The organism is Rhizobium sp. 05N49, from assembly GCF_056396805.1.
This window is the reverse complement of sequence record NZ_JBFTME010000014.1, coordinates 29485-46854: the sequence shown is the minus strand read 5'-3', so window position 1 is coordinate 46854 and position 17370 is coordinate 29485. Positions and strand designations below refer to the sequence as shown.

Below are 17370 nucleotides of genomic sequence, written 5' to 3'. Positions count from 1 at the left end.
GCGAAGATCATCCCGCTCTAGCTCTTGGGGGAGATGCTGATGGAAAACCACGAGGCCTTTTTACGTGAGGCGATTGCGCTTTCGAAATCCGCGATGGAAAACGGCGACGAGCCGTTCGGGTCGGTGCTGGTGAGGGACGGCGAAGTCATCCTTCGCGCCGAAAACAGCGTCTTCACCGGCCACGACATGACGAACCATGCCGAGATCAACCTCGTCAAACTGGCTGCAAAACACTACGACACCGCCTATCTTGCCGACTGCACGCTCTACACCAGCACGGAGCCCTGTGCGATGTGCTCCGGGGCGATCTACTGGTCGGGCATCGGGCGCATGGTATTTGCGTGCTCGGAGGTACGGCTTGGCGAGATTGCCGGGATCGGGTTGAACGTGCCGAGCCGGGCGGTGCTGCAGACCGGCGCGCGCATTGTCACCGTCGAGGGACCGACGAACCTCGAAGAGGAAGCCGCCGCAGTCCATCAGGAATTCTGGCCGAAACATCTGGGCAAGGTTTAGGGCTCGCTATCTAGCGCAGTGCCCTGAGCGCGTTCAGGATCACGGCCACATCGATCACTTCCTGCAGCATGGCGCCGGTGACCGGCGGCAGGAAACCGGCGCCCGCGAAGAGCATGGCGACGAGCGAGAGGCCGATGCCGGCGAAAATGCTCTGGACGGCGATGGCGCGGGAGCGCCTGGCGATCTCGATTGCGGTGGCGATCCTGTTCAGATCGTTGCGGATCAGGACGATATCGGCGGCTTCCGCCGCAGCCGCGAGATTGGTGGCGCCGACGGCGATGCCGACATCGGCAGCTGCAAGCGCCGGAGCATCGTTGACGCCATCGCCGACCATCATGACCCTTCCGGCTGTGCGCTCCCTGGCGACGATTTCGACCTTCTGGGCGGGGGTGAGCCGCGCCTCGACGGCATCCAGCGACAGCGATCCGGCAATGGCGGCGGCAACGCTGCGCTCGTCGCCGCTCGCAAGGACGATCCGGCGGACACCCAGCTTGCGGAGCTTGCCGACAAGCTCGACCGCATCGCCGCGCAGCCGATCCTCGAAGCCGATTTCGCCGGCGAGCTGTCCGTCAAAGAAGACCTTTGCCTGCATCCGGCCTTTCTCAGGCGGGCGGGAGGGCTTGCCATCCGCCGTGAAGTAATTATCGCCGCCGACGCTTACCCTGATCCCGTCGACAAGCCCGGAAATGCCGGCGCCTGCAAGCTCCGATACGTCCGTCGGGCGTGACAGCGCCAACTGCCGTCTCCGGGCTTCCCTGACGATCGCGCGGCCGACGACATGCGAGGATGCCTGATCGAGCGAGGCGGCAAGACGCAGGATCCTGTCCGGTCCTTCCGGCCCGTCGATCGAGACGACCTCGGGGTCGCCCGCCGTCAGCGTGCCGGTCTTGTCGAAGACCGCGACGGAGGCGTCGGCCAGGATCTCCAGCGGGCCTGCGCCCTTCACCAGCACACCCGCCTTGGCGGCCTTCGAGGTTCCGGCCGCGAGCGCCACGGGAACGGCGAGGATCAGCGGGCAGGGGGTTGCGACGACCAGAACCGCGACGATGCGCGCCATGTCACCGGACAGGATGGCGGCGCCGGCCGCGATTGCCAGCGTCAGGAGCAGAAAGGCGATCGCATAGCGATCAGCCAGTCGCGCGATCCGCGCCTTCGAACGTCGGGATGCCTCGACCAGCTTGACGATGCCGGAATAGGTGCTGTCTTCGGCGCGGCTTTCCACCCTGATCTCGATCGCGTCTCCGGCATTGGTGGCGCCGCTCGAAATCCGCTCGCCGCTGGAGACGGTGACCGGAAAGGCTTCTCCGGTCAGGACGGATTGATCGATCGATGCGCTCTCCGACATCAGAGTACCGTCGGCAGGGACGACATCGCCCCTGCGGATCATCAGGATATCGCCGACCGCAATGTCGGGAATGGGGACTTCCTCCAGCCCGTCTTCCATGAGGCGAAGTGCGGTGCGCGGCACCTGTGCCAGGAGGGCCGACATGCCTTCGTCGGCACGCCGATGCGCATAGGCTTCCAGAAACTGGCCGCCCGCATACATGAGGGCGACGATCGCCCCGGCGAGATATTCGCCGAACCAGAGGGTCGAGCCCATGGCAAGGGCTGCGATCAGGTCAAGACCAAAATCGCCGTTTCGGAGCTTGGCACCAATGTCGATCAACAGGAAGGCAAGGGCAACACAGGTGCTTGCGGCAAGAGCAAGCCGGCTTGCCGAACCGAAATCCAGAAGGAAGAGGACGAAAGCACCGGCCAGACCGGCCACTGCTGCCGCCGCCATGATTGTCGAGCGCAAGCCGATGTCGGGCATCCATGCGCGCGGTTCGCCGGAAATGCGAATTCGGGGCTGAACCTTCGGCTCGTCCGGAACGCTCATGGTCGCACGCCTCCCATTTCCGCTGGGTGTTTCCTCTCGGGTGCGCAGGATCGATGCTTGAACTCGTTGCCTGGCGCCGTCATGCGTCCGGGAATGTGGCACGGTCAGCGGATTTTTCCTTGATCTCACGCAAGCTGCGCCTGACCGATGGGCACGACGACTATGCGCTATAAGCGGACGAGGGCTCAGCTAGGGAGATGTGGTCGATCTGGGGCCGCGAGAGGACTGACCGTTTTTAGATCAAGAAGGGACTATGGCTGCCGTTCGTTAGGCGTACGGGAGTAGTAAGTACCGACGCATTATCGCCAACTACGCCAGGTCAGGGAGTCTCGGATCGCCTTTTCCAGCGCATCGTCGATCAAACCACGCGCTTCAAGCAGCCTACGCAAACGGGAAGGCGTAGCAAAGGCATCCAGCCAACCCATGTTGAGTTTGACTAAGCTCGGATTACCCCCTGGAGCATCGATCATCTTCCGAGCGAAATGTTCATCGTCCAAAGTTATTGCCGGGAGGCGGTAAAAATCTCTCTTGCCCAATGTTTGCAGGATTTGTCGAAAACGAAGCGCCATCTTTGCGCACGACCGCCACGGTGCCGCTGCTCGCCCATCCTTCAAGGTAGTGTCGCCGTACATAGTGTTGTCGCCGCGTCACGTTCATAGATAAAGGTTGGCACTTTCATGGGGGTGGCACAATTCGTTTAAGCGGCCAAGCGCATGCCTTCGCATTAATTTCCGATGCGATATGCTGGCTTTGAGGCTCCGTATCTAGATTGCTGGCATGGCCAGAGGCGCCCCGAACGGCAGCTTTTGGGGAGCAGCGCCACAGAGCGAAGTGGCCGACATGAGGGCGCAAGTTGGCCGCGTGGCAGCTGCGCCACTTACGCCACAACTTTCGGTCGCCATCCACTTTCCGATAGGCCCTGAAGACGACCCCCAGTTGCTCTACGATTGGCATTGTCGCCGCGCGGCGCCATTTGGCCTAGTTGATAGCTTTCTTGCAATTGCTCCGCTCAGTCTCCAAAATCAAGTCGCATCAATCAAAAGGACCTCTTATGAGTGCTCGCCTATCGACTGCCATAAAAATCGGCGAAGCCGCAAAAGGGATCTTGCTAAAGACTCAAAGCTTCCCCGATCGAGAAGTTGAAAAGCTCGATGGTGTTTGCCAACTTGTGCATGTTGGCGTGGAGCCTATGCTTCTGGCACTGTCGATGGAGCTGGCACTCAAGGCGTGGTTCGTTTTTGACTTCGATGATCCGAAAACTGCCAAATCGCACGACCTAGCGAAGCTGTTTGATAAGCTTAAGCCCGAGAGTCAGGAGAAACTTGACGCGGAGTTCAAGAGATCAGTGGCGCCATATCATCCCAACTTCTTGCATACTGACTACAGTATTCGTCACGTCCTGTACCAGCACAAAGATGCGTTCATCGATTGGCGCTACCTTCATGAGCCTAAATCCACGATGTTCGACCGGAGTACTTTCCAGGCAACACTGGAAATGGTGCTCAAAGAATTTGACAAGAGATATCGCATTGAGCGGGTAGAGCCGCTTTGGCAATCCTAAGTAGCTGGACATCGAGGACGAGTGTCCGCCTTCTAGAACTTGCATAAGCGGCCTCATCGACTGAAAAGGCGATGCGAATCCGCCTTTTATGGTCGGACCGTCGAATGACTGTTTCGGGCCAGAAGCGGCCCAATGTCTCACCGGCTTGCCATCAAATCGTAAGCATTGCCAATCGCAAAACATCCACGCCCGCGAATGTGCTACATTGCGTCATCACAGGCTTCTGTTGCGGGAGGGATCGAGAATGCAGCGCAAGCTGGCCACGATCATGGTCGGGGATTTCGTCGGCTCCACCTCTGCGATGGAAACAGACGAAGAGGGAGCGATTACCCGGATCGATACTGTGCTCGAGACGGTTCGCACCGTCGTCCAGCGCCATGACGGCCGTGTGTTCGGCACGGCGGGGGATGCGCTGCTTGCGGAATTCGCCAGTCCCGTCAATGCGCTCCGGTCCGCCATCGAGGCGCGCGCCGAGATCGCTGCGCTTCCTGGAGCGAGCGGCGGCGACATGCGGTTTGGCCTCCATCTTGCCGATGTCGTGGTCGTCGGCTCGGACCTGCGTGGCGACGGCGTAAACATCGCCGCGCGCATCGAGGCGTCCGCGCCACCCGGCGCAATCGACGTTTCAGGGCTGCTTTACGACCAGGTGCGGCGGGTCTCGCCGTGCGGGTTCGAAGATATCGGCGAAAGACGGCTGAAGGGGATTCTGGAGCCGATCCGGATCTACCGGGTCACCGAACTGGTGGACCGCCACGTCTATCAGTTCGCTCCAACGCGCTCCGCCCCCAGCGCCGCCCAGTCTCCCCGGACCAACTCGATCGCGGTGACGCGCTTCGACGTGGCGTCTGGCGACGTTGCGGATCAATGGTTCCTGGCGGAGGGCATTACCGACGACCTGACGCTCGAACTCAGCCGCCTGAAAGGGTTATTTGTCAGTTCCCGCTCGGCGGCGGCCGCCCTGACGACGAAAGACCCGGTCGAGATCGGCCGTCTTCTCGGCGTCGGCTATGTCATCAGCGGCTCGATCCGGCAGGTGGGCGAGGACCTCAGGGTCAATATCGCGCTGACCGAGACGGGAGAGGGGCTCGTCATCTGGTCGGACCGGATCAAGCGCCCGTTTCGCGAATTGCTCGATGTGCTGGACGAGATCATCGCCCGTGTCGCGGCAACGGTCTCCGGACGCATCGAACAGTCGGAACTTGCGGCAGCACGGCTGAAGCGGCCGGAGAACATGACGGCCTATGAATATTACCTGCGCGGGCTCGACCATCACCGCCTGGTGGGCGTGGCGGATGTTCACATCCATGAAGCGATGAGCTGGTTCGAGCGGGCAATGGTGGCCGACCCCGGTTTCGGCCGTCCCTTCGCAATGCATGTCTGCTCGTGGAGCAACCTGCCGAGCTTCGACATGGACAAGGCCGAACAGCAGGTTGCACATGCGCTCGCCCTCGACCCGTCCGACCCGGAAGCCCATCGCATCATGGGCGCGATCAAGATGAAATCGGGCGATTTCGTTTCGGCCCGCTACCACCACATCCGCGCCCATGAACTCGCACCGAACGACGCCTATATTCTCGGCCGCAGCGCTGCCTTCTACGTCTATGCCGGGGAGGCCGAGCGCGCCCTCGAAATGCTCGATCGCGCCGAAACGCTCGATCCCTTCCTGCCGGTCTGGATCACCGAAGAGCGGGTGGCGGCGCTCTATGCGTTGAGCCGGTTCGAAGAGATGATGCGCGTTGCCGTGACGCTGCCGTTCCAGACCCGGCGCAAGTCGCTCTACCAGGTTGCCGCCAGCATGGCTTGCGGCAATGCCGACAGGGCCGAATCCCTGGTCCGGCAAGCGCTCTCGCTCGATCCGACCCTGTCGGCGGTCTATATCCGGATGCAGGAAACCTATGCGGACGAATCCGTCACCGAAACGCTGGTTGCGCGCAATTGCGATGCCGGCCTGCCGTTGACGCCGCGCAAGCCCGCAGCGCGGAAGAAATCACTCTCCCTGAGATGATGATCGCCCGGCTGCATCAGACTGCCGCGGCCCGTCTCCAAAGATCGGCGCAGGCCGCGAGTGCTTCTAGGCCTTGAGCCGGGCGAGCTGCGGGCCGACGATCGCGGCAAAGAGGCGGGGTTCGCCGAGGGCGCGGGCCGACAGCATGGCGCCATGGACGGAGGCCATCAGGATCTGCGCTTCCTCCTCGGGCGATCTCGCGAGCCGGAAGAGCTTCTGCTCTGCGCCGGCCTTCAGCACCGAGGTCAGCCAGGCGGCCAGGTTCTCGAAATGCCGGCGCACATGGGCTGCGACCGGCTCCGGCAGCATCTGCATTTCGGCCGCGAGCATGGCGCAGACGCAGAATGGCTCCGTGGCATCGAGAATGCATTTCTGCCAGTAGTTCAGATAGGCCTGCAGCTGATCGACTGGGCCGGGGACGTGCTCGCGCAACGAGTTCAGGCCGGATTCGGCGCGCTGCGTATAGCGATCGACCAGGACCTGCACGAGCTCGGCCTTGGTGGGGAAATGGTGGTGGATGCTCGCCTTGCGGATGCCGACCGCCTCGGAAATATCGGCATAGCTGAAGCCGTTATAGCCTCCCGCCACGACGAGGGACTGCGCTATATCGAGGATTTTTTCCGAAGTCGTCTGTTCCATGCAGCTTGCCTATCTGCCGGTAGGCAAAGCGTCAAGCTGGCGCTGCGGGCTCGCTCACGCGCTTGTGTTCATCATGACAGCGGGCGGTGCGTTTGACGATTGACTCCTCAAAATGATCTACCTACTAGTAGGAAGACGAAACAAGGAGCCTGTCATGCAAAACCAATCTTCCGCGCAATCGAGCTGGTTGCGATCCTACTATTTCGTCCGTGCGTTGTTTTCGATCGGCTGGATCATCGCCGCCATTCTTGCGGCCAGTCTGTCGGGAAGCCAATCGGCGCTCGCGTCGGTGCTGCTCGTCATCTATCCGGCCTGGGATGCGGTGGCGAACCTCGTGGACGCCCGCTCGAATGGCGGATTGAAGGCGAACCCCGCACAGACCTTTAACGTCGCCGTCAGCTCGATCACCACGCTCGCCGTCATCATCGCCGTGCTTGATAGCACCTATGCCGTGCTCGCGGTCTTCGGCATCTGGGCGATCTTCTCCGGCCTGCTGCAGCTTTCGGCGGCCGTGCGGCGCTGGCGCATTTACGGCGCGCAGTGGGTGATGATCCTCAGCGGCGCCCAATCGACGCTCGCCGGCGGCTTCATGATCAGCCGGGCCTATGGGACCGCGGCGCCGAGCATTCTCGACATTGCGCCCTATGCCGGGTTTGGCGCCTTCTATTTCCTGCTGTCGGCGGTGTGGATGACCGTTGCGGCCTATCGGAAGGCGAGCGTGCAGGGGTGAGGCGCGCCAGCCCCAGCCGGAATGAGAGAAATGCTTAGATGGCATGGGCGCGGAGAGCCGCCCATGCCATCTTTTCCGTGGGATTCCGAAGCCGATGGTTGTGGAATCCAATGCGTACGACCCGACGCAATGCCCGCGCAAGTTTATATTGGAATATGAGTGTTCAACTGTAGTGGGGGATGCGGGGGCGCGTCCCGCCATTCTGCATGGCGCCGCACGGGGGAACACGCATGACAGTCACCAGTTCGATCATGTCCGCAATCCTGCAGTCGTCGACGTACCGGTCTTCAAAGACGACGATCGAGGAGTGGCGGGCTGCCAGGTCCGGCGTCGGTGACAACGAGATCTCGGCCTATTCCAATGCGACGGTCGATGGCGGCGACGGCAGCGATTACATCAGCGCCTATGATCATGCGACCGTCAGCGGTGGGCGGGGCGACGACGTCATCGATACCTACGATCATTCCATCATCGACGCCGGAGACGGCAATGACCACGTATCCGTCTGCGATCATTCGAAGGTGACCGCCGGGGCGGGCAACGACTGGGTGAGCGGTTACGATCATTCGACCGTCGAGGCCGGAGACGGCAATGACTACATCTCCGTCTATGGCGACTCCACGGTCGATGGCGGGGCCGGCAACGATGTCATCGAGACCTACGAACGCTCCGTCATAACAGGCGGCAAGGGCGCGGACCGGATCCAGACCGGCGGCGGCTCCATCCTCAAATATGCCGCAGGCGACGGGCGCGATCAGATCCGGGTTTCCGGTTCGGCCACGCTGCAGCTCGGCGAAGGCATTTCAGCAGATGCGGTGCAGGTTACCGTCAATGGCCGCACGGCGACCATCAGCATCAATGGCAAAACCAGCTACCTAGCTAAGCAGCTATTTGCGGAGAGAGCTAGAGGAGGATAGGGCACCTGGGAACGTCGGCCGCGGTAGGGCGTATCAATCCGCTCGGGCAACCTTCGCGGCCGCGCGACGCTCCAGCGTCCAGAGGCGGACACACACAAACAGCAACGGCAGCCCTACGCCTAGAGGCCGACTTATCTCATAAACACCGAAGGCGTTGCTTTTGAAGAACTCCGCGAAAGTTCCGAGCGCCAAGCCCATGCAGAAGAACCCAACAATGCCGGAGATCCACAAGACGATTTCTCTAAAGATGCGCATAGACGGGCTCCCTGGCTGATGGACTGGGTGAAACCCACCCGTGCAGATTCGTGAAGGGCTACCTGGCTTGATAGCTCGGCAGCTATCGCTACAGGCGGAAGAATCTAATCGAAGACTCGATCGCGCTCACATTGTAGGCCGTATAAGCAGCCAGCAATAAAGGCGGAGCAATTTCCAATCCGATCAACACTCGCACCTGAAGGTAACTCGTAGTGTCTTCGAGACTAACCACAGTCTCGTTGATCTTTTGCAGCATCTCCTCGACGAGGTGAATCGCAACGGTATCTACATTTCGGATCTCATTGACAAGCTCGGCAAGCCTACGCTGAACAGCCCCGATTCGTCGCGAGAAATAGAGTTCAGTTGATCGGACTACGAATGCGTAAGTGAAGTAGATCAGGAAAATACTTCCAAATCCGATCAGGACCGTCCGATCGAGTTTGAATGTCAGGCCCAGGATCGTCAGACTTTCGCCTACGATTTGCAAATGACCTACCAGCAACAAAGATGCGCATGTTGCAAGGAGCGCCTTCCGACTCTTGGCGAAATCGTCGTGATCCAGAAGAGAATACATCGAAACCTCGGTGGTTTGCGTTGCTGGAAAGCCATGGTCCGGCAGCAAAGCTGCCAGAGTAGGTGTTTACGAGTCGACCATTTCCCAACGGACAAGCGAGCAATCGGATTGGCGGATCATACCTGTCGCAGACCCGACATTGGTGCCTCCGAAGCCGTTCTTGGCGCGGAAGGTCATGACGACAAAATGCTGGCCCTGCGCGTTCACAGGGGAGATCCTGGTCTCGTCGTGCTCAAAGCTACTCGGCTCACGCAGGGACTTCTTCACAGCGTCTACCAGCTCGCGATCGGAACCATCCCATGATGACAGGCAGTGAAAGCCCTTTCTGCGCTCTTCCGCCTTCTCGGCACTCTCTGCTGCAGCCCTTACTGAAGCTTCCTGCTTGCGCTTGGCTTCAGACGCAGCCCGTTCTGCAGCCTCTTGGGCTCGCTGTTCCGGCGTCTTCTGACTTTCGAGATATGAACCCCATAAGATCAACCCTCCGAAGATGATCACCAACCCCAAGAAGATCCTGCGGCAGCCTCCCTTCTTCTTCGGAATTTTTGGCGCTTGAGGTCGTGGCTGCTCTGAAGCGCCGGGAAGTGATGACAACAGCTTGCGCGCTTCCTCAAACTGCTCTGCGGTGATCTCCCCGCGCGCCTTCATCGCAGCCAATTCTGCCAAAGATTTCGAGTCGTCGCCCATTACCCAACCCCAAAATAGTTGGGTTGTTGAAGCACGGCGATTTTCAATTGTTAAGCGAGATTGTGAACCGCGCTCTCGTTTTGCACACTTGGCTATTTGGCTACGTAGCTGGCTGATGGTTCGCCGGCACAGCGCGCACTTTAAGGACAGTCGCGCTTGATCTGCCCATCAACGATCGTAGCTGTAGTCTGCTCTCTCACCTGGCTGTCGACCAGCTCGAGGGTTTGCTGAACCACATCATTGCTGGTCTTCTTAGAGAGATAGCTCGTTATCGCGTCACGTTGAGGGCGGCAATGCGCGGCGATGGCTGGCAGCAACTCAGATGGCGGATGACAGGATTTTTGGCCGTAGAAGGTTGCGTAAATTTTCACGCAAGACCTGTAGTCGTCGCCGAGCTTTACTAGCTCCGGATCTTCTGCACTCGCAGACGTTCCCACGAGGCACATCAGGGCGATCAGTATGAGGCGCAAGCGTAACTCCCAGCTTCGAGCGGCTTTATAATCCAACGCGATCCCACAACAATTCCAACTCCTATGCGCGTAGCTAGATAGCTGGGCAGCTACTGACGCTGGAAAGGCGCGGCCAGGGAATCTCGGATACTCAAGACTTGCTCATTGATCCAAGTAACATAGCGCATAGGCCGACTGACCGCTTTCACCTCTGCAGTGTAGCTCAGCCGCATGTTAGCGATCTTCGCCTCAGCGGTGTCCATATTGAGCAGCTGACCAGGAGTATCAGGCTTGTTGATGTAGTCCACCTTGACAAAGCAGAGTAGGTCGGTGTTCGGGCTGCCCTGATAGATCCACTTTGCATCTGCGAGCCAGGTGCTATGCACCCGCTGGCAAGGAGCATTGAAGCTAGCAATCTTCTGACCGCTATCAAGGACGTGACCGCGCACGCGAATGGATGATACTCGTAGTGACGGATCCTTCGGCTGTTCCCAGAAGACCTTGATGTAGATCTGCCCGTTATCGGCGCCAAGATCAGCGGAATCGAAATACATTTCCCACGGCGTTACTACACGCGCTATGACCGGCACCTCGATGGCTCTCTCGACGTAGGCGTCCCAATACCCATAACCCAACCCACACACCACGATTAGCAGTAGAGCAAACGCGCGCATCAGACCTTCCCAACTATAGCTTTCGCTCTGTAGCACAACCTCGACTTCGGGGAATACATCTAAACCGGGAAAGAAATTAGCTAGATAGCTGGGCAGCTGCCGACGATGTCATCACCGTCGAGCTCTACTCCGCGGGATCATCATCGCTGACAATAGCGTTTGCGGATGGCAGCACGCGGCAAGTCACCGCCCAGCCGACGGGTGGAGGCGGCACACCGCATCTGCCGCCAAATTCTCAAGCCCCGATCCTTTTGCCTCCTGGCGAGCCGGCGATGTCAAAGGAAGCATTCGAAGCAATGATCCGTGACCCGAACATGTCGCAGGCGCAGAGAGAATATCTTGTCGGCGCGCTTGCGCCGGCCATTTATGGCATCCCGAGGTATGACTACTCCCATCTCGAGTGGCACTCATTGCCGCCGGGCGCGGCGCAGCCGATGTCAGCCGAGGTGAAAGCGGAACTCGCGGCCCGCGAAGCCCATGTCCAGCAGTTGAAGGCGGAATATGATGCCGAGACGGCCGCTCATCCGGAGCGCTACAATCCGCAGCCCGAGAGCAACGACATGTATGAGACCAATGTCGCAACATTGCCTGACGACGCCATCAAGCCGCGGATCGACTATATCACCTACCTCATTCAAAGCGGGGAGGCCGAGAAATACTCGTTCCATTCCGGAAATGGTGACCAGACCACCAGTTCCATCCACCAGTATCTCTACTGGCTGCAGCAGCGCGCTCGGGAACTGGAAAGCGATGGTGTCTATTCGCCCGGCATGTTCGGGTAAACGGGGGCCGAAGGGGGCTAGACTTCGGACCTCGTATACCTCCCTCAGTCCTGTGCTTGCCACAGAATGAGGGTGAGGATGATGGGCTGAGTGCCCAAAGCAAGCTCTTCATTCGAGGAGATGTCGATAGACGATTGTCGGTTTTCTCGCACCCCGGTTGGCAAACCGCCCCCTCAGCGGCTAATCTTGCGCCACCCCACCTTCGGCCGCCGCTTCCCACGCCCGGCCGCACCATCACGAGGACATCATCATGAGCACCATCGAAGCCGTCGCCGAAGAGGCCAAGGGCTGGCGCCGGCATATCCATCAGAATCCGGAGCTGCTGTTCGACCTGCCCGAGACGGCAGCCTTCGTCGCGGGCAAGCTTGCCGAATTCGGCTGCGATGACGTCACGACCGGGCTTGCCAAGACCGGGGTCGTCGCCGTCATCGAGGGCTCGAAGGGGCCGGGCAAGACGATTGCGTTGCGCTGCGACATGGATGCGCTGCCGATGTCGGAGCAGACCAATCTTCCCTATGCCTCGAAAAACACCAACCGGATGCATGCCTGCGGTCATGACGGGCACACGGCCATGCTGCTTGCCACCGCAAAATGTCTTGTCGAGAACCGGGATTTCTCCGGCAAGGTGGTGCTGATCTTCCAGCCGGCGGAAGAGGGCGGCGGTGGTGCGCGTGTCATGATCGAGGAAGGGCTGCTTGAGCGTTTCGGCATCGACGAAGTCTACGGCATGCATAACGAGCCGGGCCTGGAAATCGGTTCCTTTGCCACGCGCGCTGGCCCCTTCATGGCGGGTGCGGATCGTTTCGTCATCACCATCAACGGCAAGGGCGGGCATGCGGCAGCACCGCAGATGACCCGCGATCCCGTTCTCGTCAGCGCCCATATGGTGACTGCGCTGCAATCGATCGCCTCGCGCTTCACCGATCCCTTCGATCCTGTCGTCGTTTCCGTCACTTTCTCGGAAGCCGGCAACGACAAGGCGCTGAACGTCATTCCCGCCTCCGTGCGCCTCGGCGGCACGATCCGCACCATGCAGGCGGATACGCGCAAGGCCGTCGAGCAGCGGTTCCGCGAGATCGTGCATGGCACGGCGAAGCTGTTCGAGACGGAAGCCGAGATCGACTGGCGGCCGGGTTACCCGGTGACGGTCAACGATGCCGGCAGGACGTCAGCTGTCGTTGCGGCGGCTGCGCGGGTAGCCGGCGAGGAGCGGGTGGAAGCGGCCTACGTGCAGTCGATGGGAGCTGAAGACTTTTCCTACATGTTGGAAAAGCGGCCGGGCGCGATGATCCTGATCGGCAACGGGGATAGCGCGGGTCTGCACCACCCGGCCTATGATTTCAACGACAAGGCGATTGCGCATGGGGTGCGCTACTGGTTGTCGCTGGTCGGGCAGGAGCTTGGGGGACGCTGAGGCTGACTGGGTGGAGAGGAGCGTGGTTTTCCTCTCCCTCATTTCTGCGTCGCTGGCGCCGGGCCAGGGATATCAGAGAAGCCAGCCACCGCGCGTCCGTGCGGCGAATGACGGCCGACATATGCGGCAAGCGAAATAATCTCTCCTGCCCAAGGGTTTTGGCAGGCTGGACCCCTGTGACAAGCACAGGGATGAGGGAGAGAGGAGGCGCGCCTCGGTGCCCAAGACGATGTTTGCGCTGCTAGAGGCGCGTGTCGCCGAAGACACTGCCGCGACGGGGCGCGGCGGAGAGCCTGTCCCTCACAACCACTTGGGCACGTCGACCCGCTGAAACGCCCTCAGGTCTCCAATCAGTCCGCCCGCATCGGCATTCACTGAAATCGAATAGCGATGCGCCGGCGGCAGGAATTTCGTCTCCACCATGTGGTCGATGAACTTGAGAAAGGCATCGAAGAAGCCCGCAGAATTCAACAGGCCGACGGGTTTATCGATCTCGGAGAGCTGGTTCATCGTCCAGACCTCCATCAATTCCTCGATCGTGCCGATGCCGCCGGGCAGCGCGATGAAGGCATCGGCGAGTTCGGCCATGCGCTGTTTGCGCAGGCGCAGGGTCGGCGTGATTTCATCCGTCGTGAGATTCGGGTGCGAATGGCCGCGCTGATGCAGGCTTTCGGTGATGACGCCATGCGCCGTGCCGCCGGCCTCGAGCACGGCATCGGCGACGACGCCCATCAGGCCCTTGGTCGTTCCGCCATAGACGAGGCCGATGCCCTCGCTGGCCATGGCCCGGCCAAGCGCCCGGGCGCCATCGGCGAAATCGTCCGTTGCGCCGAAGTTCGATCCGCAGAATACCGCGATGGACTTGATGGAGCGTGTCATGATCGGTCGCCTTCCTGTGTTTTAGCTGACACGCAATAGCGGCCAGTCGCAGCAAAGGAAAGCGGTCAGGAGGCTCGGTCCGGCATCAGTGCCGATATGCACAACCTCGATCTGCAGTGTCAGTCCGACGCCGGCGTTGGGCCTACCGATCGGTCTCTGTTGCGGCCACCGGCAGCGAGACGGAGAAAAGGGCGCCGCCGCCATTGTGGTTGGCGGCGCTGATATCGCCGCCGTGGTCAAGGATGATGGACTGGCAGATGGAGAGGCCGACGCCGACGCCGTCCTGTTTCGTGGTGTAGAAGCAGTCGAATATCCGCCCGAGATCGACGGCTGATATGCCGTCGCCGCTGTCGCGGACGGAGAATTGTATCCTCTGGCCCGACGCGCTTGTGGCGATCTCGATGCGGCGCGGCCGCTTGCCGCTGCTGACGACGGCCTCGATGGCATTGAGGAGCAGGTTGACGACAACCTGCTGCATCTGGATGCGGTCGCCGAGGAAGGCGGACAGGCCGGGCGTGCAGGCGACCGAAATGCGGATCGCGTGCATATCGGTCTCGTGGCGGACGAAGGACAGCGCATCCCCAATGATCTCATTGAGGTCGAGCGGCTTTCGTATCGTCGCCTGGCCGCTTGCCATGCCGCGGACGTGCTTGACGATTTCGCTCGCCCTATGGGCGCTCGCCGCCATGCGCGCGGCAATCTCCTTGAGCTTGGTGATGTTCGGCTCGTCGCGTGACAGATGCAGCCTTGCGGTTTCGCAGTCGGTGACGATCGCGGCAAGCGGCTGGTTGACCTCATGGGCAATCGAAGTCGCGAGCCTGCCGAGCATGGAGAGCCGCGCCGTATGCAGCGGGTCGGCCTCGCGCTCGCCGGGTTGTCTCCGATCGGTGATATCCGTGAGCACGATGAGCAGCGGTTCGGGACTTTCGGCCGAAGGGAAGGTGACCGACAGTTTGACATCCAGCATGGCGCCCTTGAAGCTGCGCATCTTCATCACCTCCGAGAAGAGCTTCGTCCCCTCGAACCATGCGCGCATCAGTCTCCTGCCGGTCTGGGGCGATAGGGCAAACAGATAGCTTGCCGGCCCCTGCAGGTCGTCGCACGAGGATGCCTGCAAAAGGGAAACAGCCATCTCGTTGGCGTCGCTGACGAAAAGGCCTGCCTGCGAAATGCCCGCCGTGAGAAAGTGCTCGGCATCGCCCCTGGCCTTCGATCCGGAAAGCAGTGCCCAGAGGCTCGTGGGATCGAGCTGCAGGACCGGGACCGGAAGATGATGGATCAGGGCTGTAGCGTGCGTCTCGCTGCGCGCACGCCTTGCCGGCAGATCGCCGTTAGCGCCGCCTTGGATGACGACGATCGGCGGCTGCGCGACAGAGCGCTCGCCATGTCTGGCGTCATCCCATCGAGCAGCGATGTTCCGCGCTATCGGCGTGTCGGCCATTTGCCCTTCCTATACGCTCAGCCACTATGTTTCAGGCCAGATGTTCCGGCGGGTGCAATAGTTTGTCCGAGACAATGCCTCTTCGTTGCGGGCGCGCGCGTTCTGCTGGCGCGCATCCACCTGCGGCCGCCATTGGCGGCACCATATCGGTCATGATAGTAGCCATCAGGCTGAATAGAGTCGAAGCCAAGGTAAAGCGGGGCAAAGGGTGGCACAATGCCCGCTTCCGGCAACAGGGTGTTGCGCTCAGTGGAACATAGATGATCGACCTGGATGATATCAGAAGCTTCGTGGCGGTGGTCGAAAGCGGCGGTTTCAATCGCGCCGCCCAGAGCCTCGGCGTGTCCAAGTCGATCGTCAGCCGGCGTATCGCGCGCATGGAGACTGATCTTGGGGCGCGGCTGATTAACCGCAGCACGCGCGGCATCAGCGCCACGGAGGCCGGGCTCGAATTCAAGGCGCGCTGCGGGCGCATTCTTGCCGAACTCGAGGAGGCGCGGGATGCGGTCGCCACCTATGCCGGCGGCGATGTTACCGGGCGCCTGAGGCTCGCCGCACCGCTTGCCTTCGGGCAGCGCTATCTCGGCCCCATCCTGACCGAGCTTGCTGGCCGCCATCCGCGCCTCGAGATCGATGTCTCCTTCTCCGAGCGCGCCGTCGACCTCATCAGCGAACATTATGATGCGGCGATCCGGCTCTTCGAGCTGCGCGATCCCTCGCTGATCGCGCGCCGCATCGCGCCGGTCAGGCCCTTCATCGTCGCCAGCCCCGATTATCTTGCCCGCAACGGCCGCCCCGAGAAGCCCGAAGACCTGCTTTCGCATGACTGCATCATCTATTCCGGGCGCCATATTCCGGAATGGAAGTTCCGTGCCGGCAAGCGCATCGTGTCGATCCGCCCGAATGGACGGCTTCTGACCGATAATGCCGAGGTGCACCTGGGCTGGACGATTGCCGGGCTCGGCGTGGCGGAGCTGCCGTCCTTCATCGTCTCAGACGAGATCCGCAAGGGCACGCTCGTGCCGCTTCTGGTCGAATATTATCTGGACGAGGGCGCGATCTACGTGGTGCGCCCGCCGGGGCCGCATGTGCCGGCCAAGGTGCGGGCGCTGATCGAGATCATGCTGGAGCGGCTCGGCGGGGAGGGCAGTGCCGCCTATCCCCCGGTTCTGCAGGCGGGAGAATAGACGGCCCTCCCGTCCCGGGCGCTGCTGTTTCGGGAATTTCGTTACCGTTATAACACAAGGCGCCGACACAGGTTTTCGGCCAGTTTCATGCAAGCTCCGCTTTCCAGTTTGCGCGCACCAACACGCCAAACAGAAGGATGAGACACCGTGATCGTCGGTTCCGATAATTCAGTCCGCAGCGTTTTCAATGCCATGCCCAGGGTCGCCGTTTCCGTTTTCGGCGAGGAGAAATACGAGAAGACAACAGGGGAAGCGGCGAACGCGCTTCCTGCAAAATCGGACGACCAGTTGCTCGCCGACCTCTACGATCGTACCGCCCAGCAAACGCTCGATGATGCCGACATCGATGGTGACGGGATGATGAGCAAGGACGAATACATGGCCGCGCAAAAGCGGCTTGCCAATGCCGATAACAGGATCTTCGATATCGATGCCGCCGAAGACCGCTGGTCGACCTTCGATCCCACCGGCAAGGGGGCAATCGACAAGGATGAGATCATCGAGGGGCTGAAGATCCTTTTGCCGCTCAAGGTCGGCCATCTCGATGCCGACATGGTCGAGCGCATCCGGACGCAGGCCCTGGAGGCTTCCAAGGAGACGCTGCAGAATTTCCAGGACGCCATCGACGTAGAAAGCAAGAAGCCGGCAATGGCGGAAACGATCAAGACGACGATCGCCGAGCAGGCCTCGCTGCTCTCGCTCTATGACGAGTTCAAATAACCTGCTGCGGCCGGGTAAGGGTGACAAAAGGGCGAGCGGTCGCTGAACCGCTCCTCCCTTGGCAACA

18 protein-coding genes are annotated in these 17370 nt (G+C 60.8%); 9 read left to right on the top strand and 9 right to left on the bottom strand.

Annotated features, from left to right (window positions below):
* Window positions 1-39 precede the first annotated feature (39 nt).
* Entirely contained in the window at window positions 40-513 is a 474-nt protein-coding gene (locus AC1DF8_RS24815; protein ID WP_478155418.1) for a nucleoside deaminase, read from the top strand.
* 10 nt (window positions 514-523) lie between these two features.
* Here the strand turns inward: AC1DF8_RS24815 and AC1DF8_RS24810 are convergent, their stop codons facing one another.
* Window positions 524-2326, bottom strand: a complete 1803-nt coding sequence (locus AC1DF8_RS24810; protein ID WP_478155507.1) for a heavy metal translocating P-type ATPase — start codon at window positions 2324-2326, stop codon at window positions 524-526.
* A gap of 1117 nt (window positions 2327-3443) precedes the next feature.
* On the opposite strand from AC1DF8_RS24810, the gene AC1DF8_RS24805 reads away from it, so the two are divergent.
* Together AC1DF8_RS24805 and AC1DF8_RS24800 are read left to right on the top strand one after the other, a co-directional pair.
* Window positions 3444-3953, top strand: a complete 510-nt coding sequence (locus AC1DF8_RS24805) for a hypothetical protein (protein ID WP_113117329.1) — start codon at window positions 3444-3446, stop codon at window positions 3951-3953.
* 244 nt (window positions 3954-4197) lie between these two features.
* Window positions 4198-5958: an adenylate/guanylate cyclase domain-containing protein gene (locus tag AC1DF8_RS24800; protein ID WP_113211530.1), complete on the top strand. Its 1761-nt coding sequence runs from the start codon at window positions 4198-4200 to the stop codon at window positions 5956-5958.
* Window positions 5959-6024: 66 nt separating this feature from the next.
* On the opposite strand, the gene AC1DF8_RS24795 is transcribed toward AC1DF8_RS24800, so the two are convergent.
* A complete protein-coding gene (locus AC1DF8_RS24795; protein WP_478155417.1) occupies window positions 6025-6597 on the bottom strand; it encodes a TetR/AcrR family transcriptional regulator in 573 nt (190 codons plus the stop codon).
* A 154-nt stretch (window positions 6598-6751) separates the two neighbouring features.
* On the opposite strand from AC1DF8_RS24795, the gene AC1DF8_RS24790 reads away from it, so the two are divergent.
* Both AC1DF8_RS24790 and AC1DF8_RS24785 read left to right on the top strand, forming a co-directional pair.
* Window positions 6752-7327, top strand: a complete 576-nt coding sequence (locus AC1DF8_RS24790; RefSeq protein WP_478155416.1) for a DUF308 domain-containing protein — start codon at window positions 6752-6754, stop codon at window positions 7325-7327.
* A gap of 230 nt (window positions 7328-7557) precedes the next feature.
* Window positions 7558-8244, top strand: a complete 687-nt coding sequence (locus AC1DF8_RS24785; RefSeq protein ID WP_478155415.1) for a hypothetical protein — start codon at window positions 7558-7560, stop codon at window positions 8242-8244.
* A 33-nt stretch (window positions 8245-8277) separates the two neighbouring features.
* On the opposite strand, the gene AC1DF8_RS24780 is transcribed toward AC1DF8_RS24785, so the two are convergent.
* From AC1DF8_RS24780 to AC1DF8_RS24760, 5 genes are all read right to left on the bottom strand, one after another.
* Window positions 8278-8499 (bottom strand): hypothetical protein, encoded by a 222-nt coding sequence (locus tag AC1DF8_RS24780; RefSeq protein WP_478155414.1) that lies wholly within the window; start codon window positions 8497-8499, stop codon window positions 8278-8280.
* Window positions 8500-8587: 88 nt separating this feature from the next.
* Entirely contained in the window at window positions 8588-9073 is a 486-nt protein-coding gene (locus AC1DF8_RS24775) for a hypothetical protein (RefSeq protein WP_478155413.1), read from the bottom strand.
* 66 nt (window positions 9074-9139) lie between these two features.
* Complete coding sequence (locus tag AC1DF8_RS24770) at window positions 9140-9757, bottom strand: SHOCT domain-containing protein (protein ID WP_478155412.1); 618 nt, start codon at window positions 9755-9757, stop codon at window positions 9140-9142.
* 140 nt (window positions 9758-9897) lie between these two features.
* Window positions 9898-10227 carry a hypothetical protein gene (locus AC1DF8_RS24765; RefSeq protein WP_478155411.1) on the bottom strand — a complete coding sequence of 110 codons (330 nt, stop codon included), beginning with the start codon at window positions 10225-10227 and terminating at the stop codon, window positions 9898-9900.
* Window positions 10228-10316: 89 nt separating this feature from the next.
* Entirely contained in the window at window positions 10317-10880 is a 564-nt protein-coding gene (locus tag AC1DF8_RS24760) for a hypothetical protein (RefSeq protein WP_478155410.1), read from the bottom strand.
* 272 nt (window positions 10881-11152) lie between these two features.
* Here AC1DF8_RS24760 and AC1DF8_RS24755 point away from each other — a divergent pair, with 272 nt between their 5' ends.
* Together AC1DF8_RS24755 and AC1DF8_RS24750 are read left to right on the top strand one after the other, a co-directional pair.
* Complete coding sequence (locus tag AC1DF8_RS24755; RefSeq protein WP_478155409.1) at window positions 11153-11662, top strand: hypothetical protein; 510 nt, start codon at window positions 11153-11155, stop codon at window positions 11660-11662.
* A 250-nt stretch (window positions 11663-11912) separates the two neighbouring features.
* Window positions 11913-13076 carry a M20 aminoacylase family protein gene (locus AC1DF8_RS24750; RefSeq protein WP_478155408.1) on the top strand — a complete coding sequence of 388 codons (1164 nt, stop codon included), beginning with the start codon at window positions 11913-11915 and terminating at the stop codon, window positions 13074-13076.
* Window positions 13077-13376: 300 nt separating this feature from the next.
* On the opposite strand, the gene AC1DF8_RS24745 is transcribed toward AC1DF8_RS24750, so the two are convergent.
* Window positions 13377-13955 carry an LOG family protein gene (locus AC1DF8_RS24745; RefSeq protein WP_478155407.1) on the bottom strand — a complete coding sequence of 193 codons (579 nt, stop codon included), beginning with the start codon at window positions 13953-13955 and terminating at the stop codon, window positions 13377-13379.
* Window positions 13956-14097: 142 nt separating this feature from the next.
* Entirely contained in the window at window positions 14098-15396 is a 1299-nt protein-coding gene (locus tag AC1DF8_RS24740; RefSeq protein ID WP_478155406.1) for a sensor histidine kinase, read from the bottom strand.
* Between the two features lie 260 nt (window positions 15397-15656).
* On the opposite strand from AC1DF8_RS24740, the gene AC1DF8_RS24735 reads away from it, so the two are divergent.
* The gene (locus AC1DF8_RS24735) at window positions 15657-16583 is read left to right on the top strand and encodes a LysR family transcriptional regulator (protein WP_112546647.1); all 927 of its coding nucleotides are present in this window, start codon (window positions 15657-15659) and stop codon (window positions 16581-16583) included.
* A gap of 147 nt (window positions 16584-16730) precedes the next feature.
* Complete coding sequence (locus AC1DF8_RS24730) at window positions 16731-17303, top strand: EF-hand domain-containing protein (RefSeq protein WP_478155405.1); 573 nt, start codon at window positions 16731-16733, stop codon at window positions 17301-17303.
* Window positions 17304-17370 lie beyond the last annotated feature (67 nt).